Origin of the sequence: Pseudomonas gingeri (assembly GCF_013385635.1) — a bacterium.
Classification (GTDB): domain Bacteria; phylum Pseudomonadota; class Gammaproteobacteria; order Pseudomonadales; family Pseudomonadaceae; genus Aquipseudomonas; species Aquipseudomonas gingeri_A.
Genome location: NZ_JACAPR010000012.1, coordinates 372,429 through 396,279, shown reverse-complemented (window position 1 = coordinate 396,279; position 23,851 = coordinate 372,429). Strand labels below are relative to the sequence as shown.

The following is a 23,851-nucleotide window of genomic DNA, read 5'->3' as shown; positions in this document are numbered from 1 at the left end:
TCAATGAGTGATCGCCGGCACGCTTGCCGGTTGGGGCCGATGGAATAGCCGCTCGAGCCACAAGTATATGACGGGTGTGGTGAACAGCGTCAGCGCCTGGCTTACCAGCAGGCCACCGACCACGGCGATACCCAGGGGTTGGCGCAGCTCGGCACCGGTACCGTGGCCGAGCATCAGCGGCAGGGCGCCGAGCAGGGCGGCCAGGGTGGTCATGATGATCGGTCGGAACCGGGTGATACAGGCCTTGTAGATCGCTTCCTCCGGTGACAGGCCGCCACGCTGGGCTTCCAGGGCGAAGTCGATCATCAGGATGCCGTTCTTCTTCACGATACCGATCAGCAGCACCAGGCCGATCAGCGCCATGATCGAGAAGTCCTGGCCCAGCAGCCACAGCATGATCAGCGCGCCGAGACCGGCGGACGGCAGGGTGGAGATGATCGTCAGCGGGTGCACGAAACTCTCGTAGAGCACCCCGAGAATGATGTAGACCGCCACCAGCGCGGCGAGGATCAGCCACGGCTGGCTCGCCAGGGAACTCTGGAAGGCCTGGGCCGCGCCCTGGAAACTGCCGCTGATGGAAGCCGGCATGCCGATCTCGTTCTTCGCCTGGTTGAGCATCAGCACCGCGTCGCCCAGGGCTATGCCGGGCGACAGGTTGAACGACAGGTTGGCGGCCGGGAACATGCCGTCATGGGCGATGGACAGCGGGCCGCTGGTGGGTACGTCGAAACGCGCCAGGGCCGACAGCGGGACCATTTCGCCGGTCAGTGGCGAACGCAGGTAGAAGTAGTTCAGGCTTTCGGCCTTGCCGCGCTGGGCCGCATCCAGTTCGAGGATCACGTTGTACTGGTTGGTCTCGGTCTGGTACTCGTTGATCTGGCGCTGGCCGAAGGCATCGTAGAGGGCTTCGTCGACATCGCTGGCGGTCAGGCCGAAACGCGCGGCGGCACTGCGGTCGATATTGATATGGGTGATGCTGCCGCCCAGTTGCAGGTCGTTGGACAGGTCGCGGAACGCCGGGTTGGCCCGCAGTTTCTCGGTCAGACGCTGGGTCCAGGTGTTGAGCGTGTCACCGTCGTTGCTCTTGAGCACGTACTGGTACTGGGCCCGGCTCGGTCCGGAACTGAGGTTGATGTCCTGGCCGGCCCGCAGGTAGAGGACGATGCCGGGGATCCTCATCAGTTGCGGACGGATCCGGTCGATAAAGGCGCTGGCGGAGACATCCCGCTGGTCCTGTGGCTTGAGGGCGATCCAGAAGCGACCGTTGGCGATGGTCTGGTTACTGCCCGAGACACCCACCGAATGGGAGAACGCCTGCACCGCCGGGTCGGCCGCGACGATCTCGGCGAGGGCCTTGTGCTTGGCGACCATATCGGTGAAGGACACATCGGCGGCGGCCTCGGTGGTGCCGAGGACGAAGCCGGTGTCCTGGACCGGGAAGAAACCCTTGGGAATGAACACATAGCCGGCAATCGCCAGGCACAGGGTGACGCAGAACAGCCCGAACATGGTTTTCTGGCGCGCCAGGGCGCGACGCAGGTTGCGCTCGTAGGCGGCCAGCAGGCGTTCGCCGAAGGTCGCTTTCGAATGTTCGTGGTGCACCGGCGCGCGCATGAACAGCGCGGCCAGGGTCGGTGCCAGCGTCAGCGAGACCACCACCGAAATCAGGATGGTCGAGGTGGCGGTCAGGGCGAACTCCTTGAACAACCGGCCGACCACACCGCCCATGAACAGCAGCGGAATGAACGCGGCGATCAGTGAGAAGCTGATGGACACCACGGTAAAGCCGATTTCCCCGGCGCCCTTGATCGCCGCCTCGCGCATGCCGTCACCGGCCTCGAGGTGACGGTGGATGTTTTCCACGACGACGATGGCATCGTCCACCACGAAACCCACGGCGATGACGATCGCCACCAGGGTCAGGTTATTCAGGCTGAAGCCCATCACGTACATCAAGGCAAAGCTGGCCACCAGCGAGACACCGAGCACCGAGGAGACGATCAGGGTTGCCGACAACTGGCGCAGGAACAACGCCATCACCGCCACCACCAGCATGATGGCGATCAGCAGGGTCATTTCCACTTCATGCAGCGAGGCACGGATGGTCTGGGTGCGGTCGATCAGTACCTTGACCTGCACCGAGGCCGGCAGCATGGCTTCCAGGCCGGGCAGGGCGGCCTGGACGCGGTCCACGGTCTCGACAATGTTGGCCCCCGGCTGGCGGAAAACCACCAGGTTCACCCCTGGCTCGCTACCGGACCAGGCTTGCACGTAGGCGTCCTCGGACCCGCGGATGACCCGGGCGACATCCTTGAGCTGGACCGGTGCACCGTTCTTGTAGGAGACGATCAACTGGCCGTACTCCTCCGGCTGGAACAACTGGTCGTTGGTCGACAGGGTGGAAATGCTCGACTTGCCGTAGAGCGCGCCCTTGGCCAGGTTGAGGCTGGTCTGCTGGATCGCCAGGCGCACGTCCGCCAGGGTCAGGCCCACGGCCGCCAGCTTGTCGGCCGACGCCTGGACGCGGATCGCCGGGCGCTGCTGGCCGGTAATGGAAATCTGGCCGACGCCGTCGATCTGGCTGAGCTGGCGCGCCAGCAGGGTTTCAGCGTAGTCACTGAGCTCGGTGCCGGGAATCTGGCTGGAACTGACGCTGAAAATCAGCACCGGGCTGTCCGCCGGATTGACCTTGCGCCAGGTGGGCAGGGTCGGCATGTCCTTGGGCAGCTTGCCCGAGGCGGTGTTGATCGCCGCCTGGACTTCCTGGGCGGCGGTATCGATGCTCTTGCTGAGGGTGAACTGCAGCGTCAGGGTGGTCGACCCCAGGGCGCTGCTGGAGGTCATCTGGGTCATGCCCGGGATGGCGCTGAACTGCACTTCCAAGGGTGTTGCCACCGAGGACGCCATGGTCTGCGGGCTGGCACCGGGCAACTGGGCCGAGACCTGGATGGTCGGGAACTCAGCCTCCGGCAATGGCGCCAGGGGCAGGCGCGGGAAGGCGATCAGCCCGAGCAGGACCAGGGCGAAGGTGAGCAGGATGGTCGCCACCGGATGATCGATGCACCAGGCGGAAACGCCGCGACTTTCCTTGATCATGGCTTGGGCTCCACCGCCACGGCCTGTTCAGCCAACTTGGGTTCGCCGAGGATTTCGACCTGGGAGCTGGGCTTGAGCCGCGACTGGCCATCGCTGACCAGCACATCGCCGGCCTGCACGCCCTTGATGATATTCAGGTCGCTGTCCTGGTAGGGCATTTCCACCGGGACGATTTCCACGCCCTTGTCCTTGACCCGGTAGACGTAGTAACCGTCCAGCCCGCGCTGTACCACTGAGGGCGGAACGACCAGGGCGCCATGGTCGAGGGCGGTCTGGATCTTGATGTTCACCAGTTGGCCCGGCCAGAGCTTCTGGGCCTCGTTGCTGAATTCGGCCTTGGCCTTGATGGTGCCGGTGGTGGCCGCGACCTGGTTGTCGATCAGCGTCAGGTGACCCGCGCCGAGCAGCGTTCCGGTGTGCCCGTCGTCACCCAGGTAGGCATCTACCGTGGCCGGCTTGGCTGTACCGAGCAGGCCTTGCAGGGTCGGCAGCATCTGCTGGGGGAGGGAGAACTCCACGGCGATCGGATCGATCTGGGTCACGGAGAACAGGCCCTGGGCATCGCTCATGCGCAGGAAGTTGCCTTCGTCCACGGCGCGGATACCGACCCGGCCGGTGACCGGCGAATGAATCTGGGTGTAGGAGAGCTGTACCTGGGCAGCGGCAATCGCTGCCTGGTTGCCCTGGGCGGTGGCCTTGAGCTGATTGACCAGGGCCTGTTGCTGATCGTAGGTCTGTTTCGAAATGCCGTTGTCGACGGTCAGCAGCTTGTAGCGCTTGAGATCGATTTCCGCGACCTGCAACTGCGCCTGGCTTTGCGCCAGCTGGGCCTTGGCCTGGGACAGGCTGGCCTGGATCGAACGGTCGTCGAGGGTCGCCAGCAGGTCACCTTCCTTGACCAGCTGCCCTTCCTTGACCAGCAGCCGGGTGAGGATGCCGTCGATCTGCGGACGGATCACCACGCTGTGCAGCGACAGCACCGTGCCGATACCAGTGGCGTAGCGCGGCACATCCCGTTGCGCGACGTTGATCACCTTGACCGGTATCGCCAGGTTGCCGGCCTGTTTGGTATGGGCCGGACGGGTCAGTGCCCAGGCCGCCCCGGCGGCCACGACCAGAATCACGACAAGGCCCAACACGGTTTTTTTCTGGATGTGCATGCTGTCAAAACGCCGGGACAAGGAATGGGAAGGTGAATGCTGGCAGAACAGTAGCCTCTTTATAACCCCATGACCCGGTCAGCACGGTGACGGCTAACTGACACGGCTGTCAGCCAGGGGCTCGCGGCAAGCCCGGTACGAAGTGGCGAGGGAGACCATTAAAGGAATGGTGGGCATGGACGATAACCGGATAAGTACCCCAGCTTATTCAATAGCCTGTTTTCCAAAGATATGTATTTCGCGGAGCAGTGCTATCAAGGTACTGGCGTGTTTAATCGAATATAAAAAGTCCTACGGATATTCCCCGTTTTTCAGTGGAGTGCTTTCAAGTGGGCTTTACTTGATAAGGGGTTCCCCAGGTTTGGGAGTACTGGATATGAAATACACATTGTCGTTGTTCGGTATCTTGCTGTTGATGGGAGTTTGCTCCACGGTACAGGCGGCCGCGCTCAATAGCGGGCAGATCCGATTTACCGGACAGATCGTCGAGGCCGCCTGCGAAGTGTCGTCGTCGGGTTCGGCAAATGCCCACGGTGTTTTACAACGCATCCAGGTAGCGCCGGGTGTCGTAGTGTCGGTCGACACTGCGGACAATGCCTGCAGCGGCGGTGCCCGGCCCTTCAATGCAAGTTACCAACCCTTGTCGAACGGGGCTTCCAGCATCACCACGGTCTCCCCCAAGGGCATTGTGGTGATCACGTACTTGTAGAACTGTACGTGTGGCGAAGCATAAGCGCTGCCTGGACCGTATACAGTCGGGCGGCGTGCCCTGAAATATCCGGCGTGAAGTTGACTCTTCGCAGTGATGTCGCTGATCAGCAAGAGCAACTTGTTGATCGGTATAATTAAAGTGGCTCCGGGAAGTTTCGGTGATTTATGGATATTTCGTTTAATTTCGACGATTTTCATCTTTTTGTTTTTAATCTTAAACACTGCTCTGGTCATTTTTCTGTGTCCGCCGAATGACATGTTTCTCTGACAGAGGCAGATGTCCTGCTTTCGCGTTAAATCGGCTGCCTGAATCAGGCCCGGTCTGATAGTTCGATTCACGATCCACGACTATATTGGCCGCCACCCAAGTGATGGGTGCAAACGATTAACTCGAAGGATTGTGTTCGCATGAAAAAGATTTCCCTGACGTTGGCTTTATTGGGTGCCGCCCTGGGCGTGACCGGCTCCGCCCACGCCGCCAACGGTGGCACGCTGAACTTTACCGGTGCACTGACCAATACCAGTTGCGATGTGTCGTCCGGCGGCGGGTCCGCCGACAATATTCCGGTCGACCTCGGGCGTGTTTCCTTTGCCGATATCGGCAACCGCACCGAATCCCGTCTGGGCACGGCCAAGGACATCGATCTGTTGGTGACCTGCCTGCAACCGGCGGCGGAAAACACGGTGCACATGTCATTCCGCCCGGCCCAGGTCGACCAGAATGACGCTTACCTGCTGACCACCGCCGGTGCGGCCAAGGGCGTGGGTATCGGCCTGATACGCCGGGACAACGATAACTTCCTGAATATCCAGGACCCCACCGACACCATCGACGGCATTCTCCAGCCCAGCGGCAGCGGTTCCAGCGGCACCCTGGCCTTGCGGGCGGTGTTCGTGAAGAACGGCGTGGCCACGGTGCCGGGCGCGGCCACCGGTACAGTGCCTTTCGTACTGACCTACAACTGAGTGGTTGTTTCGAACGGAGCTGCAAAGCTCCGTTTTTTTATTGGCTATAGATGGGTCGCAACATGTGCAAGTTGATGACGTCGATGATCGGCATGGCGTTGGTCGTGTGGACAGGAGTCCATGCGCAGGCGGGGATTGTGCTCAATGCCACTCGGCTGGTGTACCCGGCACAGCACAAGGAAGCCGTGCTCAGTGTCTTGAACAAGAATCGCTCGACGATCCTCCTGCAGTCCTGGCTGGAGGCCGAGGATCCCGCGGATGGAGAGTTGCCCTTTGCCGTTGTGCCACCCCTGGTGCCGCTGTCCGGAGGCGGGCGGCAAACGGTACGGATCATTCACTCGGGTGCCGAGATGCCGACCGACCGGGAATCGCTGTTCTGGCTGAATGTCCAGGAAGTACCGCAGGCGAGCGAACAGGAGAACGTGCTGCAGATCGGCATTCGCCAGCGGATCAAGGTGCTCTATCGTCCTCGCCAGATTATGGCCGATCCGGAACAGGCGCCCCGGCAATTGCGTTGGCGCCTCAAGCCCGACGGCACGCTGGTGGTGAGCAATACGGGGCCGTTCCACGTCAGCCTGGTGGATATCGAACTGTTCGGTGTCGCTGGCCGTTTGATACACCGCAAGAACGCGATGCTGGCTCCCGGGCAGGCGCAGGTGTTCGAACTGCCTGCCCCGGTGACGGAGCAGCAGGCGCGGCTGAGCTTCAAGAGCATCAATGACCACGGTGCCGTCGTGCCTTATCAGCTTTCCAGCCGCGACTGGAAAACCGGCCAGGCCTTGTGGGTCGAGAATTAGCGCGCTCGCGCTGAGCATCTCTTTCAATTTCAAGTTCGCCGCACCCTCGCAAGAGCCCGTGCGCGAAGGCGTTCGCCTTTGACAAATACCTCGAGACATTGAGTGAAGGTTACAAATGGACTGGCTTTATCGAAGAACAAAGGAAGTTCTGGTGTCATCGTGTCGTGGGAAAAGGGAGGCCGCGACACGCCCTCTGTTGCAACACATGAATCGCCAGGCGGTCATCCCCCTGGGCCTGTGCCTGCTGGTGCCGGACCTGACCTTGGCGGACCCGGCCGTTGCGGACTCGGGCGGCGAGTCGGTCAGGTTCAATACCGCCTTTATCCATGGCGGCGAGCAGCCGGCGGATATCAAGGCGTTCCTGGAGGGCAACAGCGTCTTGCCCGGCCTCTACCGGGTGGATATCTACCTGAACCGCGTACTCAGTGCCCGCCGGGATGTGCGTTTCAGTCGCGATACCCTCACAGGAAGGGTGGAGCCGTGCCTGACCCTGGCCCTGCTGCAGGACCTCGGGCTTGATCCCGAGCGGCTCAAGGCCCTGGCCGAACTGCCGGAGCAGGCGGCCCCCGAACACTGTTTCGACCTCGGCAAGCTGGACCAGGCCAGCGTCGACTACCAACCCAATACCCTGGCGCTCAACCTCAGCGTGCCGCAGATCGCACTGCGCCGCAGCGCCCGTGGCTACCTGTCGCCGGAGTTGTGGGACGAAGGGGTCGGCAGCGGCTTTATCAGCTACAGCTTCAGCGGCAATCGCCGCGAACTCGATCGACAGAAAACCGACAGCTATTACTTGGGCCTGCGCAATGGCCTGAACCTCGGCGCCTGGCGTTTGCGCAACGAGTCCTCGCTGGTGCGCTCGGACCGGCAATCCTCGCGCTTCACCAGCAACCAAACCTATGCCCAGCGCGACCTCACCGCCTGGAAAGGCCAACTGACCCTCGGCGAGACCTACAGCGATTCACGGGTGTTCGACAGCATACGTTTCCGCGGCGCCCAGGTGGCCTCGGACGACGGCATGCTGCCCGACAGCGCACGGGTCTATGCGCCGACCATCCGTGGCGTGGCGGAAAGCAACGCGACGGTGGAGATTCGCCAGAACGGCTACCTGCTGTACAGCTCGAACGTACCGCCCGGACCGTTCGAGATCAGTGACTTCTACCCCAGCGGCTCCAATGGCGACCTGCTGGTGACGGTGATCGAGGCGGACGGTCGCCGTCGCACCTTTATCCAGGCATTCGCCTCGCTGCCCTTGATGCTGCCCAAGGGCACTTTCAGCTACAGCGTCGAAGCCGGGCAATACGACAGCAACGACGACCGCGACGAGAATCCGGGCTTTGCCAGCACCACGCTGATCTACGGCCTGAGTGAACTGATCACCGGCTTCGGTGGCGTACAACTGGCCGAGGATTTCCAGGCCAGCAACCTTGGCCTGGGGGTCAATACCGGCCTGGGCGCGGTGTCGGCGGACCTGACCCATTCGGTCAGCCGCCAGGCCACCACCGATATCGGCGGGCAGAGCGTGCGCCTGCGTTATGCCAACACCCTGAATGCCACGCGGACCACCTTTGCCCTGGCGGGCTATCGCTACTCCAGCGAGCACTACCGCAGCTTCGACCAGCATGTCGACGAGCGCAGCAACCTGGTACAGAACCAAGTCGGCCGGGCCCGCGATCGTTTCGATATCACCCTGAGCCAGCCCGTGGCGACCGGGACCTTCAGCTTTACCGCGCTCGAACAGCGGTTCTGGAACCTGCCCGGCAAGTCGCGCCAGTTCAACGCGACCTATGGCGGGTACTGGCGCGACCTCAGTTACAGCCTGTCGGTGGATCGAACCCAGGCCATGGCTATCAATGGCCGGGTCGACACCGATCATCAGTTCACCTTGACGCTGTCATTGCCCCTGGGACGTCATGAAAGCTCGACCCGTGCCTCGCTGACGGCGGTGCGCGACAGCCAGGGCGACTCCAGTGCCATGGCCGGCCTGAGCGGGCGCGTGCTGGAGCAGAATGCGTTCTATTCGGTGCTGGCCGGCAATGACGGTTCCGGTGCCCGTGCCGGTTCCGCCAGTGTCAACGCCACGACCTCGGTCGGGCGTTTCGAGGCCGGCTACAGCCATGGCGAGGACTTCAACAGCTGGAACATCGGTGCCCGTGGCTCGCTGGTCGCCCACGGTGGTGGCGTGAACCTCGGGCAATCCCTGGGCGACACCTTCGCGCTGGTTGAGGTGCCGGGTGTGCGTGGGGCGCGTTTCAACAACTTCAGCGGGGTCGAGACGGGGCGCAATGGTTATGCCGTGCTGCCTTATGCACAGCCTTACCGCGCCAACTGGATCAGTCTGGATACCCGCGACCTGGGCGCGGACGTGGAGGTCGAGAACGCCATCGCCCAGGTGGTGCCGCGCCGTGGTTCATCGACCCTGGTGCGCTTCAACGCCAGTGCCGGTCGCCGGGTGCAGTTCGAGCTGAGCCTGGCCGATGGCAGTGCGCTGCCGTTGGGGGCCAGTGTCCAGGATGCCGACGGCAAGCAACTGGCGGTGGTCGACCCGACCAGCCGGGCGCTGGTGCTCAGTGACCGGGAGGAGGGGACGTTGCAGGTGAAAGGGTCGGGACAGAGTTGCCAGTTCCATTTCCGCCTGCCACCGCGAGACCCGCAACTGGCCTATGACCGGGTCAAGGGGGTCTGCCAATGAAGCTCGTGCAGGTATTGCTTCTGATGTTGAGCCTGGCTGCGTCGGGGGCGGTCCAGGCAACGGTATCCCTGAGCGGCACGCGACTGGTGTTCGACGGACGCTTCACCGATGTGAGCATCGAGGCGCGCAACCAGGGGCGCCAGGAGGTGTTGCTGCAAGCCTGGCTGGAGGCGCGGGACGACTCGGGGGCACGTTCGAACGACTTGCCCTTTGTGCTGACCCCGCCGATTTCGCGGCTGGCGCCCGACGGTCGGCAAGCCCTGCGGCTGATGTACGAGGGGCGGGGGATGCCGACGGACCATGAGTCGCTGCTGCACCTCTATGTCATGGAAATCCCCCGGACCCGCCCCGGTGACGGCCAGTTGAGCATCGCCATCCGCCAGCGGATCAACGTGCTGTTCCGCCCGCCGGGGCTGGCCGGTGATCCGGCGCTCACCCCGGAGCGCCTGCGCTGGGTCCTGGAGCCGGACGCCAGCGGCGTGCCCCGGCTGAAGGTGGAGAACCCGACGACCTTTCATGCGGCGTTGTTGAGTCTTGAGCTGGCCGGCGAGCAAGGTAGCCAGCCACTGGGCGACGACCTGCTGGTGCCGCCGGGAGAGCACCGGGAAGTACTGCTGGCCACCCGCACCCTGGCGACCCGCCAACGCCTGCTGCGGTTCAATGCCCTGACCGATTACGGCGGCCAGCGCGTCTACAGCGCGCGTTTCGATGTCGGCATCCCTTTCAGTGCGTCGCTGGTGGGCGACGCTTCCTCCCTTGCAGAACGGACTTCCCCATGACCAGGACGCTTCATCTCGCATTGCTGCTCGGGCTGCTGAGCCCCGCCAGTTGTTTTGCCCTCAGTTGTACCTTGCAAGGCAGCGGTTCGCTGATTGCCAACGCCGACCTCGGCAGTACCGTGGCGATTCCCGCGTCGGCCCCCAACGGCACGGTGGTCTGGCGTTCGGAGCCGATCAACCTGGCGGTCGACTGTGCCAGGTCAGGCGTGCCGGGTCCCCAGGAAGAGGTCTATATCCACCTGAACCCGGCCCATCAGGTGGTCGGCCAGGGGATTCGCGTCGGCTTGAGCCACGAGGGGATCGATCATCGCCAGAGCAACGGTCGCATCGCCACCGGCCGCAGCGTGCCGCCCTGTGTCGACGCGCAGGCCTGTGGAACCCTGAGCTTCAACCTGGGTTTTTCGGTGTTTATCGAGAAGTTCGGGCCGACGCCGCCGTCGGGAGTGGCCAGCCGCTTGCAGGATTACCGCCTGTTCCAGCTCGACGGCAGCAGCGGGCCGGGCACCGTCGGCGACTCGCTCAACTATGTGATCAACAACCTCAGTGGCTTGCGCTTCGTGGCCTGTGATGCGCAATTGCAGGTGATCCCCGACACCGTCGATTTCGGCCGGATCGCCATCCAGAACGTGGTGGTGGGACAGGTGGCCGAGCGCCGGCCGTTCGCCCTGCACACCAGTCGTACCTGCGACAGCGCCTTCAGCCTGGACGCGCGGCTGAAGCCCGTGTCGGGCAGCCTGGCCGGCGAGTTGCTGATTCCCAGCGGCAATGACGGTGTCGGTATCCGCATCGTCAGGGCGGGCGGCGGGGTGATCCCGTACAACCGTTCCTTCCACCTGGCCGAACTGCTAGGCGATACCCATGCCGCCATGGCCCAGTTCGACGCCGAACTGTTGTGGCACAGCGACCGGCCCAGGGCGGGGCCGTTCTCGGCCGGGGTGGTGATCGATTTGTTCTATAAATGACCGTCGGCGGCGGCGCGGGCGGGGCGCTCGCAGGTATACTGCGGTCTTTCGGTTCGACCTGATCCGTCCCGTCTTTCGGAGCTTCCATGACTTCCCCTGAACAACCGTCCGTTTCCGCCAACCCGGATCAAGCGCCTGTGGTCGAGGCTGAGCTGGCGGTCGGCGAAAAGCCGGTCATCCCGGCCTTCAGCTTTCCGTTCAAGCCCGCCGAATTCGCCGCCGCGAAAAAAACCGGCCAGGCCTGGCACCAGAAAAATGGCAAGGACGGCCATCACGAGAGACCGGGTCGCGCACCTAATGGTACGCGTCGCTCCATGGGCAAGCGCTGAGTTCCGTGCCTGTCCCTGTCGGCGCGCTCACCGGCTGACAGGGATGCCCGTCATCAGGTTCATGGCTAAATGCCAAGAACCTGAGCTGGATCAGTGTTTCGCTTTTCCGTGCGCTTAGAGTCGACGCCCTGCCGACTCCTCTCAACTCTCCGAGCGCGCTTTCCATGAAGATCAATCTCCCGATTACCGGGCGAAATGTCGACGTCGCCTTTGATGCCAACATCCTTTCGACCACCGATCTGGACAGCACGATTACTTACGCCAATGCCGACTTCATCAGGATCAGCGGCTACAGCCGCGAGGAACTGATGGGGTCGCCGCATAACCTGCTGCGTCATCCGGACATGCCCGGCGAGGCGTTCGCGCATATGTGGCAAACCCTCAGGGACGGGCGCTCATGGATGGGCCTGGTGAAGAATCGCTGCAAGAACGGCGATCACTACTGGGTCACTGCCTATGCCACGCCGGTGACCCGCGACGGCCAGACGGTGGAATACCAGTCGGTGCGGACCCGGCCCGACGCCGCGCAGGTCGAGGCGGCCGAGCGCTGGTACGCTTGGTTGCGCAGCGGGCGTTTGCCCTGGCGCCAGCGTTTGCCCGGCCTGCGCTTGCCGACCCGGCTATGGGCACAGGCCAGCGCCGCGTTTGCGCTGGTCCTGGCGCTGGGACACGCGGCTGGCGGGCAGTCGCTGGAGGTTGAGTTGGGACTCTGGGCGCTGGGGAGCGTATTGGTCGGCATCCTGACCCACCTGTCCCTGCGCCCGCTTTCCCGGCTGACGGCGCGGGCCCGGGAGATAGCCGACAACCCCTTGAGCCAGGCGATCTACACCGGTCGTAGCGATGAGTTCGGCCAGATCGGGTTTGCCCTGAACATGCTGGAGGCGCAGGTCGGAGCCGTGGTTGGGCGAATAGACGATGCCTCGCAGCGCTTGTCCGGGCATGCCCAGGCGCTGGCCCGGCATATCCAGAGCAGTCACGGCAGTACCCTGGATCAGCAGGCCGAAACCGATCAGGTGGCGGCCGCCATTCAGCAGATGAGCGCCAGCGTCGCCCAGGTCGCCAGCAATGCCCAGCAGGCCTCCGAAGCGGCCGACCAGGTCGGCAACGAAACCCGCGACGGGCATCAACTGGTGGGCGAAAGCCGTAGCGCGGTGCTGCGCCTGGCCAACGAACTGGCACGCGCCACCGAGGTGATCATGCACCTGGAAAGCCATAGCACCGAAATTTCCACGGTACTGGAGGTGATCCGCGGGATTGCCGACCAGACCAATCTGCTGGCGCTCAATGCCGCCATCGAGGCCGCCCGCGCCGGAGAACAGGGCCGCGGCTTCGCGGTGGTGGCCGACGAGGTGCGCGGGCTGGCCCAGCGCACGCAGCAGTCGACCAACGAAATCCAGCGGATGATCAGTAACCTGCAAGACGGTGCGCGCAATGCGGTGGAGGTGATGCAGCACAGCAGCCAGCAGGCCGAGGACAGTGTGCAGCAGGTTCAGCAGGCGGCCGATGCCCTCGCCGGGATCAGCCAGCGGGTCAGCCGGATTACCGCGATGAGCCAGCAGATCGCTTCAGCGGTGGAGGAGCAGAGCACTGTCAGCGAGGACATCAGCCGTAATATCGTCAGCATTCGCAATGCCTGCGAGGCGCTGGTCAATGTCGGCCAGCAGAGCCATCTCAATTCGGGCGATGTGGCGGGGCTGGCGGACGACCTGCGTTCGCTGTCCCGGGAGTTCTGGCGCAAGCGTTGTTGAACAAGCCTTGACCCCTGTAGGAGCTGGCAAGCCGGCTCCTGCATCAGGTAGGTAGTGCGTCTCTCATGATCAGGCCGCCTGCAAGGCGATAAAGGTGTAGGTCGTCGGTACGTCACTGACCACCCGGGCTCCTGCCGCCTGCAACTGTTCGGTGATGGTCGGCCCCGAGACATGAAAGCTCCATTCGCTCGCCGCCGGCCAGGACGTCAGCTGTTGCACCTGGTCGACGGCCGCCGCGAACGCCGGCATCTGTGGCAGGTAGGCGGTGAAACCGTCGCCCTTGAGCGCCGTGGTGCGAATGCCCAGCCGTTCGCAGATCAGCGCCTTGGCCTGGATATCGTCACGGTCGGCCTGGCGCGAGTCTTCGATTATCCGCGCCAGCTCGGTATCCACCAATTGTCCGCCGCTGATCAGCAACGGCTGGCCGGCCTGCCACGCCTGCGGCGGACAATCCTTGGCTTCGGGCCGCAGCGGGATATGTGGATTGATTTCCATCGGGTAGATGCGGCACACCAGCGGTCGGCGCTCGTAGATCCGGCAGCGCTGTTCTTCGTCAAGATTCCGGCAGGGGCCGACGTTGTAGGCAGCGAAGGTGATCGCCACGCGGGCTTCGGTGCTGCCACTGGGAACGCCCCAGGAGCGGCGTTGCGCGTGTTCGCGCTGGGCCTGCGGCAGGCCGAGGCCGCCCGGCAGGAAGGCTTCAACCAGCACGATCACTTGGCCGCCGTCCGCCGCCCACTGGCGGGCTTCGACCAGGGTCAGCGGCACATGGTGATCGGTGCAGCATTTGCCGCACCCTACGCAGGAAAAATGGGTGTTCATGGACCGACCGACGGCAAGGGAAAGGCTGGGGCGGTGACACAAATCCGACAGGCAGGCACCGCATGAGCCTGGAGCGAAGCAAGTTGTGCGCCAGTCCCTCAGTTGGTGCGTGCTGGCATCACCGAGTCCCACTCGGTCACGGCGGCGGTCTTGCTCTTCTTGTTGTACAGGCACAGCTCGGTGCCCGGCTGGTTTTTCATGTGGGCCTGCGGGTAGCGGCCATGCAGCAGCACGGCGGTGTAGCCGACCTTGTCATCGAACTGCGCCGGGTTGCCCACCGGCTTCACGCTCTTGAGGCTGCTGGCCTTGGTGCAACTGGCGAGCACGGCCTTGTTGTAGGCAATCCAGGCATCGGGACTGGAGGCCTGGGCCTGGGTCGCCAACGCGGCGAGGCTGATGAAAATCAGGGTAGAGGCTTTCATGGCAGGTCTCCTGAAGGTGCATCCGGCAAAAAACGGATTATGCCTGAGCCGGGCTGACTTCATAGCGCTGGATAAAGCGCATGCCGGCGCTGTCGTACAGGCGCCGGGCAGGCAGGTTGTTTTCCATCACCTTGAGGTCGACGAAGGCTTCGCCCCGCGAGGAGAAAACCTGGAAGGCATGGCGCAGCAACGCCAGGCCCAGGCCCTGGCCGCGAAGGCGTGGATGCACGACCAGGTCCTTGATATAGGCGCTGGTCCAGCACTGGGCGACGCCCGCAAGGCCCCGGTCGTCCATGGCGATCAGGCACAGCGTCGGATCGAACTCGGCATCCGTGGTGAACTGCTCGCGCCAACCGGCGAAGTCCGCAACCGGGATGCCGCCGTCCCGGTAGCCGAGCACCAGCAGGTCGTGCACGGCCTTCATCAGCTCCGGCCGCAGCACACCCAGGCGAATCCCGGACGGCCATTGCGGCACCTCCAGCAGATCGTCGAGGTCCTTGCGCAGCAGCAGGCAATGACGGTCGGACATCTCAGATACCTTGGGCGGCCACGGTCCTGGCCGCCTGGATCAGGCATTTGGTCAGTTCCGGTGAAGAGAACTTGGTCAGTACCGCGTTGGCCCCGGCCAGGCGGGCCTTCTCGCTGTTCATGGCGCTGTCCAGCGAGGTGTGCAGGAGAATGTAGAGGTCCTGGAAGTCGGGGGTTTCGCGAACGGTGCGGGTAAAGGCGTAGCCGTCCATTTCCGACATCTCGATATCCGAGACCACCACGTTGATCTGCTCGGCGGTGCCTTGCAGGTCCAGCAGGCAGCCGATGGCGTCCTTGGCACTGCGGGCGGTGTGGCAGGTCAGGCCGAGGTTGCGCAGGGTGTGTACCGATTGCTGCAACGCTACCTGGCTGTCATCGACCACCAGGATGCGCGCGTGACCGAGGATTTCCGCTTCTTCCATGGTCAACTCGGTCGGTGCGACTTCGATCTGCGTCGGGGCGATGACATGGATGACCTTTTCGATGTCCAGCACCTGCACCAGCGTGCCGTCGACCTGGGTCACCCCGGTGATAAAGGAGCGCACCCCGCCGGAGCCGAAGGGCGGCGGACGGATATCGGTGGTCAGGCAATGGACGATCTTGCTCACGGCCTGGACATGCAGGCCCTGTTTGGAGCGACTGACATCGGTGACGATCAGGCAACCGCCGTCGGGGTCCACCAGGGGACGTTCGCCGATGGCCCGGCTCAGGTCGATCACCGACAGCGAGGCGCCGCGCAGGGTGGCGATGCCTTTTACATGAGGGTGGGACTCCGGCAGCTTGGTCAGCGGCGGGCAGGGAATGATTTCGCTGACTTTCAGCAGGTTGATCGCCATCAGCTTGCCGCTGCGCAAGGTAAAGAGCAGAAGTGACAGTGAGTCTGCGCGGGCTTTGTTGGAAGACATAAAAACCTTCTGTGGGAAAAGCTGCTTCAGGGCAGGTTAGCCCGGAACAGGTATCGATGACGGGTTATCGACCTGAGCCGGGCGGGCTTTAGGTGAATCTCCAGATGATGATCGTTCCCACGCTCTGTAAGACGATCGTGCCGATCGTTCCCACGCTCTGCGTGGGAATGTCTCTCTGGACGCTCTGCGTCCGCTGTAGACCTGTGACGCGGAGCGTCACGGGTTGCATGCCCACGCGGAGCGGGGGAACGATCAGAAGCTTCGTGGCGGTGCGGCGATCCGACAAGCCCGCTCCTACATAGCCTTGGCTCACTTCAAGCCCAGGCGCTTGGCCATCCGGCCCAGGTTCGCCCGGTCCAGGCCCAGTTCCCGGGCGGCGCTGGCCCAGTTGTTCTGGTGTTTTTCCAGGCAGTTGCCGATCAGTTGCCGCTGGTAGTGCTCGGTGGCCTGGCGCAGGTCGACTCCGCTTTCCAGGTGCGGCAAGGTAATGGCCTGCGCTGGCGGAGCTTCGGCTGTCGCCGCCGGCAGGTCCAGGTCGGCAGCACCCAGGCTGAGGATCTTCGGCCGTTCCCGGCAATTGCCCAGGGCCTTCAAGGCGCTGCGACCGATCAGGTGTTCCAGTTCACGGACATTGCCCGGCCAGTTGTACGCCAGCAGCGCCGCCTGGGCATCGGGACTCAGGCGCAAACTGCCAAGGCCCATGCGCGAGCGGTTCTGCTCGAGGAAAAAGCCGCTCAGCAACAAGACATCGCGTCCGCGCTCGCGCAGCGCTGGCACTTGCAGTGGATAGACGCTCAGGCGGTGGTAGAAGTCGGCCCGATAGCGTCCGCTGCGCACCTCTTCGGCGAGGTCGCGGTTGGTGGCGGCGATCAGCCGTACGTCCACCTGATGCTCGCGGTCCGAGCCGAGTCGCTGTAGCTGGCCGCTTTGCAGCACCCGTAGCAGCTTGGCCTGGACGCTCAGCGACAGCTCGCCGACTTCGTCGAGAAACAGCGTGCCGCCATTGGCCAGCTCGAACTTGCCGCGCCGATCGTTCACCGCGCCGGTGAAGGCGCCGCGTACGTGACCGAACAGCTCGCTCTCCACCAGGGTATCCGGCAGGGCGGCGCAGTTGAGGCTGATGATGGGCTTTTCCGCGCGGGGGGACGCGGCATGAATCGCCTGAGCCACCAGCTCCTTGCCGACCCCGGTTTCACCGGTGATCAGTACTGTCAGGTCGCTGCCGCCGACCAGGTTGATCTCTTCCACCAGACGCTTGTGGGCCTTGCTCTGGCCGATCATTTCGCGATTCTGCGGGTTGCTGGCCTGGCGATAGAGCTCGGCACGCTGATGCTCGTCCTCGACGCGCAAGGCCAGGCGCTCGATGCGTTCGGCGGCGCTGACGGTGGCCGCCGCAAGGCTGGCGAAGGCTTGCAGCGCGTCCAGTTCGATTCGCTCGAAGCGTTCCGGATCGAGGGCGTCGAGGGTCAGCAGGCCCCAGGGGCGTTCGTCGATAAATAGCGGGCAGCCCAGGCAGTCATGGACTTCCAGGTGCTCGGTCAGACCATCCACCAGGCCGTCATAAGGGTCCGGCAATTCACTGTCGCTGTCGAAACGGGTCGGTCCGTGGCTGCCCAGGAGGATCTGGAAGCGCGGATGCTCGCTGACCTTGAAGCGTCGGCCGAGGGTATCGGTGCTCAGGCCATCGACGGCGAGCGGCACCAGCCACTCGCCGTCCAGGCGCAGCAGCGCGGCGGCATCACAGGGCAGCAGGGCGCGCATGGCTTCGAGCAGGCGTCGATAACGTTCGCTTTCCGGCAACTCCCGCGAGAGATCCGATACCAGCGGCAGCAGGGTGGTCAGCAAGGATTTTGCAGTCATATTGACTCCTGTGGTGTCAGACTGACTATAAAGTGGCTGTAGTCTTTGTGACTAATATTATTTTAATTTATTGATTTATAAGGTTTTTTATTTTGGCATGGCGCGTGAATAGTCAAAGTCAATCCAGGCAATACCTCAAATCCAGGAGTTGACCCCATGCTGAGCGTTCAAGACCGTGCCATCGTCAAGTCGACTGTCCCGCTGCTGGAAAGCGGTGGCGAAGCGCTGATCACCCATTTCTACCGGATGATGCTGTCCGAGTATCCGCAAGTGCGTCCGCTGTTCAACCAGGCCCACCAGTCCAGCGGCGACCAGCCCCGGGCTCTGGCCAACGGCGTGCTGATGTACGCCCGGCATATCGATCAGCTCGACCAGTTGGGTGACCTGGTGGCGAAGATCATCAACAAGCACGTCGCGCTGCAGATTCTGCCGGAGCACTACCCGATCGTCGGCACCTGCCTGCTGCGGGCCATTCACGAAGTGCTCGGCGAGGAGATCGCCACGCCCGAGGTGATGAATGCCTGGGGCGCGGCCTATAACCAGTTGGCCGATATCCTGATCGGCGCCGAGACCGCAATCTATGACGAAAAGGCCCAGGCGCCGGGCGGCTGGCGTGGTGCCCGGCCGTTCAAGGTCGCGGCCAGGGTCGAGGAGAGCGCGGAAATCACTTCGTTCTATTTCGAACCGGTGGACGGCCAGGCCATCCTCGCGTTCGAGCCGGGGCAGTATATCGGCCTGAAGCTGGTCGTCGACGGCGAAGAGCTGCGCCGCAATTACTCCCTGTCGGCCCTGGCGAAGGCCGGGCAGTATCGCATCAGCGTCAAGCGCGAGGCCGGCGGCCGCGCATCGAACTACCTGCACGACCAACTGGCGGTCGGCCAGACCCTGGACCTGTTCCCTCCCTCGGGAGAGTTCATCCTGACCGCCAGCGACAAGCCGCTGGTGCTGATCAGTGGCGGTGTCGGCATCACCCCGACCTTGCCGATGCTCGAAGCGGCACTGGCTACCGAACGGCCGGTGCATTTCATTCACTGCGCACGCAACGGCGGCGTGCATGCTTTCCGTGACTGGGTCGATGATCTGGCCGAGCAGCATCCGCAGCTCAAGCGCTTCTACTGCTACGCCGAGGATGACGGCGTGAGCCCGGCGGCGCACAAGGTCGGGTTGTTGAGCCAGGAACAGTTGGCCGAGTGGCTGCCGGAGCAGCGTGACCTGGACGCCTACTTCCTCGGGCCCAAGGGCTTCATGGGCGCGATCAAGCGCCATCTGAAGGCGCTGGGCGTGCCGGAGAAGCAGAGCCGCTATGAATTCTTCGGCCCGGCTGCCGCCCTGGAGTAAAGCACCTTTTATGATCGTTCCCACGCTCCGCGTGGGAATGCAGCCCGTGACGCTCCGCGTCACAAAGCGGACGCAGAGCGTCCAGTGAGGCATTCCCACGCTGGAGCGTGGGAATGATCAATCGGTACGGGAGCGATCACTCGATCAGCACTGCTCCCCATAATCCGAAAATTCCTTCAACGGTTAATCCGCCTTTAATCAGCCTGTCGTTAATTCCCCAGGGCTGATTCCAACAACAGGTTCCGAGCTTGCGGCACTTGCGGGAGCACTTTGCCGCGTGCTCAATACATTCAAAGGTCATGACCTGCGTGTAGACTTCCCGGCCACGGATATTGATCGGATCGACCACGTTCGGATGATGGCCAAAGCGGCCTGTCGAAGACAACCTCGGCTTGATGCAGCCGCTGCCCGCGCTGCCCTCCGGCTGATCCAATAACGAGTCAAAGGAAAACGGGATGAATGACGAAATGATGCGGCTGGGACGGGAACGGCGCTTTCTCGTCCTGCTCGGGGTGATCTGCCTGGCCCTGATCGGCGGTGCACTCTATATGCAGGTGGTGCTGGGCGAGGCGCCTTGCCCGCTGTGTATCCTGCAGCGCTATGCCTTGCTGTTCATCGCCATCTTCGCTTTCATCGGCGCCAGCATGCGCACTCCGCGCAGTCTCACGGTGCTGGAAGTGCTGACGTGGTTGAGCGCGCTCGCCGGTTTGGCCGTGGCGGGTCGGCATGTGTATATCCAGGCGTTTCCGCAGGTCAGTTGCGGGATCGACGTGCTGCAACCGATCGTCGACAGCTTGCCGCTGGCCAAGCTCTTCCCGCTGGGGTTTCAGGTCGACGGTTTCTGCGAGACCCCGTACCCGCCGGTCCTGGGCCTGTCCCTGGCGCAATGGGCGCTGGTGGCCTTTGTGCTGACCGCGGTGCTGGTGCCGCTGGGTATCTACCGCAATCGCCAGAAGAACCGCTGATCCCGGTCAGCCTTTTCAGTAGGGCATGACCGACAAAAACGCCCCGGCTTCCTGCATGAAGGCCGGGACGTTTTTGTGTCCGTGCACCCTGTAAAAGTACTGTGATGGGCGGCAGTAAAACGTGCGAAAAAAGTGCGACATATTGTCACGTCGCGGCTGTCGCAGGGGCACGTTGCAAGCATTGACTGACCCTGCAATCGACAACAATTCTCAGGAAAGTTCCCTTGTCACCTTTCCCTTCCGAGGCCACGGGCGGAGCGCCTTGCAGCGTGGCAAATACCTGCTATAAGCCCCGTTTTTCTTGGGGCAAGGCCGCCGGAGTCGCGTATTTTCAGCGTCCCGGGGGCGTATCAGGTTGTCCGGCAGAAGGGCGTATCAGAGCTTTTTGTTGAGAATGAAAAGCGATACGATTAAGGATCGTTGCAAAAACGGTGAATCATTGTTGCGCGTTTGGATAAAAAATATTTCAGGATGAGACATGGTTTATAAAACGCTACCTAACTACAATCGCCCGCACTGAATGTCCGGCGCTGCTCATCCCTGAGCGCACGAGGGCGATCGAGGGGCTGAAAGGTGCCATGCGATCCCGGGTGCTGGCAACCTCCAAGTATCCGCACCAAATGGAATTGGTCTGTAACAAGGCCTTTGACCGACAAAATCGAATAAGAACTCACTGCCAGCTCCAGATGTGCCGATCAGCGATTAGCGCGAACAGGGCAGGCCCTTATTCAATTGAAGAAAAAATGCCAACCCTTGGCAGGGTGAAGTGTTGGCGATCAAAACCCAACTGCATTGCGCAAGCTGCTTTAGAGGTCGTGAGATGAGTAAAACAAGGTACCCCAGATTCCTAGGCTTATTGCCGCTGCTCGGCACGTTGTTGCTGGGAGGGTGCAACATGACCTTGCTCGACCCGAAGGGTCAGGTGGCACTGGACGAACGTAACCTGATCATCACTGCCACGCTGCTGATGCTGTTGGTCGTGGTGCCGGTCATCCTGATGACCTTTGCCTTCGCCTGGAAATACCGCGCGTCCAACAAGGACGCCACCTATGCGCCGAAATGGAGTCACTCGACCAAGATCGAAATCGTGATCTGGGCCGTCCCGGCGATCATCATCCTGTTCCTGGGCATCGTCACCTACAAGTCGACCCACGCCCTGGACCCTTATCGTCCGCTGGAATCCGACGTCAAGCCGATTGAAGTACAAGTCGTCGCGCTGGACTGGAAGTGGCTGTTCATCTACCCGGAACAAGGCATCGCCACCGTCAACAAGCTGGTGTTCCCGGCCAAGACCCCGGTGAACTTCAAGATCACTTCCGACAGCGTGATGAACTCGTTCTTCATCCCGGGCCTGGGCGGTCAGATCTACGCGATGGCCGGCATGCAGACCAAGCTGCACCTGATCTCCAACGAGAATCATGAGTACGAAGGGATTTCCGCCAACTACAGCGGCGCCGGCTTCACCGGTATGAAATTCAAAGCGACCGCAACCAGCCAGGCGGATTTCGATGCCTGGGTAGCTGAGGTCAAGAAGGCACCTAAACAGCTTGAACAAGCTGAATACGCGGACCTTTCCAAGCCGAGCCAGGACAACCCGGTCGAGCTTTATTCCACCGTCACGCCGAACCTGTTCCAGATCATCGTCGACAAGTACGAAGGTATGAAAGCAGGCAAGCCGGTCGAGCACGAGAAGAAAGAAGTCGCCGCAACGGAAGGTTCGCATTCAGCTGCCGGGGCAGAGGAGTAAACGATGTTTGGTAAATTAAGTTGGGAAGCGGTCCCGTTCCACGAGCCGATTGTCATGGTGACCCTTGCCATGATCGCGCTCGGCGGTCTGGCGTTGTTCGCGGCGATCACCTACTTCAAGAAGTGGACCTACCTGTGGACCGAGTGGTTGACCTCCGTCGACCACAAGAAAATCGGTGTCATGTACATCGTCGTCGCCATGGTCATGCTGCTGCGCGGTTTCTCCGACGCCATCATGATGCGTACCCAGCTGGCCATGGCCACCGAGGGTTCGCCGGGCTACCTGCCTCCTCATCACTATGACCAGATCTTCACCGCCCACGGTGTGATCATGATCATCTTCATGGCGATGCCTTTCTTCACCGGCCTGATGAACATCGTCGTGCCGCTGCAGATCGGTGCGCGTGACGTTGCCTACCCGTTCCTGAACTCCCTGAGCTTCTGGCTGCTGGTCTCCGGCGTGGTACTGATCAACGTGTCCCTGGGTGTCGGCGAATTCGCCAAGACCGGTTGGGTTGCCTATCCGCCGCTGTCGGGCCTGCAATACAGTCCGGGCGTGGGGGTCGATTACTACATCTGGGCGCTACAGCTATCAGGGTTGGGTACGACGCTGACCGGGGTGAACTTCCTGGCCACCGTGCTGAAAATGCGTACCCCTGGCATGAAGCTGATGGACATGCCGATCTTCACCTGGACCTGCACCTGGGCCAACGTGCTGATCGTTGCTTCGTTCCCGATCCTCACCGCCACACTCGCTTTGCTGACGCTTGACCGCTACATGGATTTCCACATTTTCACCAATGAACTGGGTGGAAATCCGATGATGTACGTCAACCTGTTCTGGGCCTGGGGTCACCCCGAGGTGTACATCCTGATCCTGCCGGCGTTCGGGGTTTTCTCCGAAGTCATCTCGACCTTCTCCGGCAAGAAACTGTTCGGCCACCACTCGATGATCTACGCCAGTGGCGCGATCTCGGTGCTGGGCTTCATGGTCTGGCTGCACCACTTCTTCACCATGGGTTCGGGTGCCAACGTCAACGCCTTCTTCGGCCTGGCGACCATGCTGATCTCGATCCCGACGGGGGTGAAGCTGTTCAACTGGCTGTTCACCATCTACCGTGGACGTCTGCGCATGACCAGCCAGGTTCTCTGGACCCTGGGCTTCATGGTGACCTTCGCCATCGGCGGCATGACCGGCGTACTGCTGGCCATCCCGGGTGCTGACTTCGTCCTGCACAACAGCCTGTTCGTGATCGCGCACTTCCACAACGTGATCATCGGCGGTGCGGTATTCGGCTACATCGCCGGCTTCAGCTTCTGGTTCCCGAAAGCGTTCGGCTTCAAGCTGCACGAAGGTTGGGGCAAGGCCGCGTTCTGGTTCTGGATCTCGGGCTTCTTCGTCGCGTTCATGCCGCTCTATGCACTGGGCTTCATGGGCATGACCCGTCGCCTGAACTCCAGCACCAACCCTGAGTGGGTGCCTTACCTGTACGTCGCGCTGTTCGGTGCGGTGCTGATCGCCTTCGGTATCGCTTCGCAACTGATCCAGATCTACGTCAGCGTGCGTGATCGCAAGCAGAACCTGGACGTGACCGGCGACCCATGGAACGGCCATACCCTGGAATGGTCGACCTCGTCGCCACCACCGTTCTACAACTTCGCCGAACTGCCGAAAGCCGATGAGGTCGACGCGTTCACCGAAGCCAAGGAAAACGGTACCGCGTACTCGGTTCCAAAGCGCTACCAGCCGATCCACATGCCGAACAACACCGCGACCGGCCTGGTCATGGGCGCGCTGTTGACCGTCTTCGGTTTCGCGATGATCTGGCACATCTGGTGGCTGGCCATCTTCGGCCTGGCCGGTACCGTGATCTATTTCATCATCCATGCCGCCCGTGACGACCAGGGCTACATGGTGCCGGTAGAGACCATCGAACGCATCGAAGCCGAGCAGCACAAGGTGCTGGTAGAGGCCAAGGCAATTGCGGCCAATGCTCGTGTTGAAACCTCGTTGGAAAAGGCTTAAAC

At 62.4% G+C, this 23,851-nt stretch carries 20 protein-coding genes and 1 pseudogene; 13 read left to right on the top strand and 8 right to left on the bottom strand.

Going from position 1 to position 23,851, the window contains the following annotated elements; genetic code table 11:
* Nucleotides 1-3,096 (bottom strand): multidrug efflux RND transporter permease subunit, encoded by a 3,096-nt coding sequence (locus HX851_RS40530; RefSeq protein ID WP_177062337.1) that lies wholly within the window; start codon nucleotides 3,094-3,096, stop codon nucleotides 1-3.
* Entirely contained in the window at nucleotides 3,093-4,256 is a 1,164-nt protein-coding gene (locus tag HX851_RS40525) for an efflux RND transporter periplasmic adaptor subunit (protein ID WP_177065131.1), read from the bottom strand. Before HX851_RS40525 ends, HX851_RS40530 begins: the two co-directional genes overlap by 4 nt.
* A gap of 376 nt (nucleotides 4,257-4,632) precedes the next feature.
* Between HX851_RS40525 and HX851_RS40520 the strand changes: the two genes are divergently transcribed.
* From HX851_RS40520 to HX851_RS40485, 9 genes and pseudogenes are all read left to right on the top strand, one after another.
* Nucleotides 4,633-4,965 (top strand): type 1 fimbrial protein, encoded by a 333-nt coding sequence (locus HX851_RS40520; protein ID WP_177062333.1) that lies wholly within the window; start codon nucleotides 4,633-4,635, stop codon nucleotides 4,963-4,965.
* Nucleotides 4,966-5,375: 410 nt separating this feature from the next.
* Nucleotides 5,376-5,933 (top strand): fimbrial protein, encoded by a 558-nt coding sequence (locus tag HX851_RS40515; RefSeq protein ID WP_177062331.1) that lies wholly within the window; start codon nucleotides 5,376-5,378, stop codon nucleotides 5,931-5,933.
* 62 nt (nucleotides 5,934-5,995) lie between these two features.
* Entirely contained in the window at nucleotides 5,996-6,730 is a 735-nt protein-coding gene (locus HX851_RS40510; RefSeq protein ID WP_256262761.1) for a fimbrial biogenesis chaperone, read from the top strand.
* A gap of 205 nt (nucleotides 6,731-6,935) precedes the next feature.
* Nucleotides 6,936-9,419 carry a fimbria/pilus outer membrane usher protein gene (locus HX851_RS40505; RefSeq protein ID WP_177062327.1) on the top strand — a complete coding sequence of 828 codons (2,484 nt, stop codon included), beginning with the start codon at nucleotides 6,936-6,938 and terminating at the stop codon, nucleotides 9,417-9,419.
* The gene (locus tag HX851_RS40500; RefSeq protein WP_177062325.1) at nucleotides 9,416-10,198 is read left to right on the top strand and encodes a fimbrial biogenesis chaperone; all 783 of its coding nucleotides are present in this window, start codon (nucleotides 9,416-9,418) and stop codon (nucleotides 10,196-10,198) included. The genes HX851_RS40505 and HX851_RS40500 overlap by 4 nt, the downstream gene beginning before the upstream one ends.
* Nucleotides 10,195-11,160: a fimbrial protein gene (locus HX851_RS40495; protein WP_177062323.1), complete on the top strand. Its 966-nt coding sequence runs from the start codon at nucleotides 10,195-10,197 to the stop codon at nucleotides 11,158-11,160. The genes HX851_RS40500 and HX851_RS40495 overlap by 4 nt, the downstream gene beginning before the upstream one ends.
* 86 nt (nucleotides 11,161-11,246) lie before the next feature.
* Complete coding sequence (locus HX851_RS40490) at nucleotides 11,247-11,489, top strand: hypothetical protein (protein ID WP_177062321.1); 243 nt, start codon at nucleotides 11,247-11,249, stop codon at nucleotides 11,487-11,489.
* A 164-nt stretch (nucleotides 11,490-11,653) separates the two neighbouring features.
* Nucleotides 11,654-11,935 (top strand): annotated as a pseudogene (locus HX851_RS45480) (PAS domain-containing protein); the annotation flags it as partial.
* A gap of 255 nt (nucleotides 11,936-12,190) precedes the next feature.
* Nucleotides 12,191-13,237 carry a methyl-accepting chemotaxis protein gene (locus tag HX851_RS40485; protein WP_439899226.1) on the top strand — a complete coding sequence of 349 codons (1,047 nt, stop codon included), beginning with the start codon at nucleotides 12,191-12,193 and terminating at the stop codon, nucleotides 13,235-13,237.
* 69 nt (nucleotides 13,238-13,306) lie between these two features.
* Here the strand turns inward: HX851_RS40485 and HX851_RS40480 are convergent, their stop codons facing one another.
* The 5 genes from HX851_RS40480 to norR form a co-directional block, all read right to left on the bottom strand.
* Entirely contained in the window at nucleotides 13,307-14,059 is a 753-nt protein-coding gene (locus tag HX851_RS40480; protein ID WP_177062317.1) for a YkgJ family cysteine cluster protein, read from the bottom strand.
* 98 nt (nucleotides 14,060-14,157) lie between these two features.
* The gene (locus tag HX851_RS40475; protein WP_177062315.1) at nucleotides 14,158-14,481 is read right to left on the bottom strand and encodes a hypothetical protein; all 324 of its coding nucleotides are present in this window, start codon (nucleotides 14,479-14,481) and stop codon (nucleotides 14,158-14,160) included.
* A gap of 37 nt (nucleotides 14,482-14,518) precedes the next feature.
* Nucleotides 14,519-15,010, bottom strand: coding sequence for a GNAT family N-acetyltransferase (locus tag HX851_RS40470; protein ID WP_177062313.1), 492 nt, complete (start codon nucleotides 15,008-15,010; stop codon nucleotides 14,519-14,521).
* A 1-nt stretch (nucleotide 15,011) separates the two neighbouring features.
* Nucleotides 15,012-15,914 carry a chemotaxis protein CheV gene (locus HX851_RS40465; RefSeq protein WP_177062311.1) on the bottom strand — a complete coding sequence of 301 codons (903 nt, stop codon included), beginning with the start codon at nucleotides 15,912-15,914 and terminating at the stop codon, nucleotides 15,012-15,014.
* 309 nt (nucleotides 15,915-16,223) lie between these two features.
* Nucleotides 16,224-17,774 (bottom strand): nitric oxide reductase transcriptional regulator NorR, encoded by a 1,551-nt coding sequence (gene norR, locus HX851_RS40460; RefSeq protein WP_177065137.1) that lies wholly within the window; start codon nucleotides 17,772-17,774, stop codon nucleotides 16,224-16,226.
* A gap of 156 nt (nucleotides 17,775-17,930) precedes the next feature.
* On the opposite strand from norR, the gene hmpA reads away from it, so the two are divergent.
* On the top strand, nucleotides 17,931-19,112 hold the full coding sequence (gene hmpA, locus HX851_RS40455) for an NO-inducible flavohemoprotein (protein ID WP_177062307.1): 1,182 nt from the start codon (nucleotides 17,931-17,933) through the stop codon (nucleotides 19,110-19,112).
* Between the two features lie 136 nt (nucleotides 19,113-19,248).
* Here the strand turns inward: hmpA and HX851_RS40450 are convergent, their stop codons facing one another.
* Nucleotides 19,249-19,545 carry a hypothetical protein gene (locus HX851_RS40450; RefSeq protein WP_177062306.1) on the bottom strand — a complete coding sequence of 99 codons (297 nt, stop codon included), beginning with the start codon at nucleotides 19,543-19,545 and terminating at the stop codon, nucleotides 19,249-19,251.
* A gap of 22 nt (nucleotides 19,546-19,567) precedes the next feature.
* On the opposite strand from HX851_RS40450, the gene HX851_RS40445 reads away from it, so the two are divergent.
* From HX851_RS40445 to cyoB, 3 genes are all read left to right on the top strand, one after another.
* A complete protein-coding gene (locus tag HX851_RS40445; RefSeq protein ID WP_177062305.1) occupies nucleotides 19,568-20,077 on the top strand; it encodes a disulfide bond formation protein B in 510 nt (169 codons plus the stop codon).
* A gap of 820 nt (nucleotides 20,078-20,897) precedes the next feature.
* The gene (gene cyoA / locus HX851_RS40440) at nucleotides 20,898-21,824 is read left to right on the top strand and encodes a ubiquinol oxidase subunit II (RefSeq protein WP_177062304.1); all 927 of its coding nucleotides are present in this window, start codon (nucleotides 20,898-20,900) and stop codon (nucleotides 21,822-21,824) included.
* 3 nt (nucleotides 21,825-21,827) lie between these two features.
* Entirely contained in the window at nucleotides 21,828-23,849 is a 2,022-nt protein-coding gene (gene cyoB, locus HX851_RS40435) for a cytochrome o ubiquinol oxidase subunit I (protein ID WP_177062303.1), read from the top strand.
* Nucleotides 23,850-23,851: the final 2 nt, after the last annotated feature.